This window comes from Paenibacillus sp. VTT E-133280, from assembly GCF_002264385.1.
GTDB classification, from domain to species: domain Bacteria; phylum Bacillota; class Bacilli; order Paenibacillales; family Paenibacillaceae; genus Paenibacillus_AQ; species Paenibacillus_AQ nitricinens.
Window position 1 is genome coordinate 1 of the sequence record NZ_NFUX01000157.1, and the last position, 1,253, is coordinate 1,253.

At 32.8% G+C, this 1,253-nt stretch carries 2 protein-coding genes; both read left to right on the forward strand.

Features of this window, described 5'->3' with window-relative positions:
• On the forward strand, nucleotides 1–550 hold a 550-nt coding region (locus CA600_RS30545; protein ID WP_306440436.1), incomplete at its 5' end, for a zincin-like metallopeptidase toxin domain-containing protein.
• Nucleotides 550–903 (forward strand): hypothetical protein, encoded by a 354-nt coding sequence (locus tag CA600_RS30550; protein ID WP_094874828.1) that lies wholly within the window; start codon nucleotides 550–552, stop codon nucleotides 901–903. The genes CA600_RS30545 and CA600_RS30550, both read left to right, overlap by 1 nt.
• Nucleotides 904–1,253 lie beyond the last annotated feature (350 nt).

Sequence of the window (1,253 nt, forward strand, 5' to 3'; positions counted from 1 at the left end):
TCTGTTGTATGGTCCGGTAGAAAAATCTTTATTATCCACAGAAGGCGGATTGCTAAAGCCAAAGATTCCAAAAGAAATAGATCTAGTGCAAGAGACTATTGATTTTAAATTATGGGAAGAAATGCCTGTTAGTGGACAAAATAAATTAACCACTGATGGATTAAGAATTATGAGTATCAGAGACATAAAGAAGTTTAAAAGCGAAATGAATTTAAATAATATAAAAGTTATTATGGATAAGAAGGGAACTATTCTACCTGAAAAGGCTGTGGGAGGTTTCAATCCAAATACTGGACAGATCGTATTAAGACCTGATGCTTCTTACTTAAGTGTAGTTCATGAATCTTATCACGCTAAGCACTTTGGAGAACTTGGAAAAGAAAATTATATGAAATTATCGACTTTAGAAAAGGAAGAGTATGTTTATAGAGAAATTATGAAAAATAAAGGTGAATTTAGTATTGAAGAAATATATGAAGCACAAAGATATATATTCAAACTAAGGAACGGACAATGGCCTTTATCGAATTGGAAAGGATTTGATGATTAATGCAAGAAAGAATAAATACTAATCTAACAGCTAACCAAGCTTTGAAGATAGCCCGAGATTATAAGGATAAGTTTAAACTGTATGGAGTTATACATGATGATATAGAAAAGTCTGTTAGATTTTATAATGAGTTTTATAGAATTAAGGGTTGTGTGTGGCTTGTTTTGGCGGATATAACTCCTAAAGATTATGAAGGTGATGACGAAATTACTTTCGTTGTTTCTGATGAAGACGGTGCTGTTGATCATGTGCTAGATCATAACGGGATACCTCAACGTTATCATATACCAAGCAATAGAAATTATAGCGATGAAGAGTTTGAAGCTATCTTTGATGAAGATCATGATGAGTAAAAGAGTCTAAACTCGAGGGGAATCAATCATTTGCCGACTCAATCCATCATTCAAACAATGACACATATATCTCATATATTACCTATATAAAGATTTTTACTATTTTGTTTGTACGCACGGCAATGCTTAGGTTTATAACTTAAATAACGCAATAGCGTTACGTCTAGCAGGTCGATTATGGTTAGATACCACCATAGTCAACCTGTTTTTTTATGTTCGTTTTCTTGCGGATTCTTCGAATTTATCCCAATTGTAGATTACCCTACAGTGATTTTTTAGAAAGAATAAAACGGAGGATCAAGCAAAACCCGAGGATTCTAAAAAATGCCTTTTATAAATCGATAGACAGT

Excerpts from the sequence above, each read along its gene's own strand:
- CA600_RS30550 (WP_094874828.1), top strand. The coding sequence starts at position 550 with ATGCAAGAAAGAATAAATACTAATCTAACAGCTAACCAAGCTTTGAAG.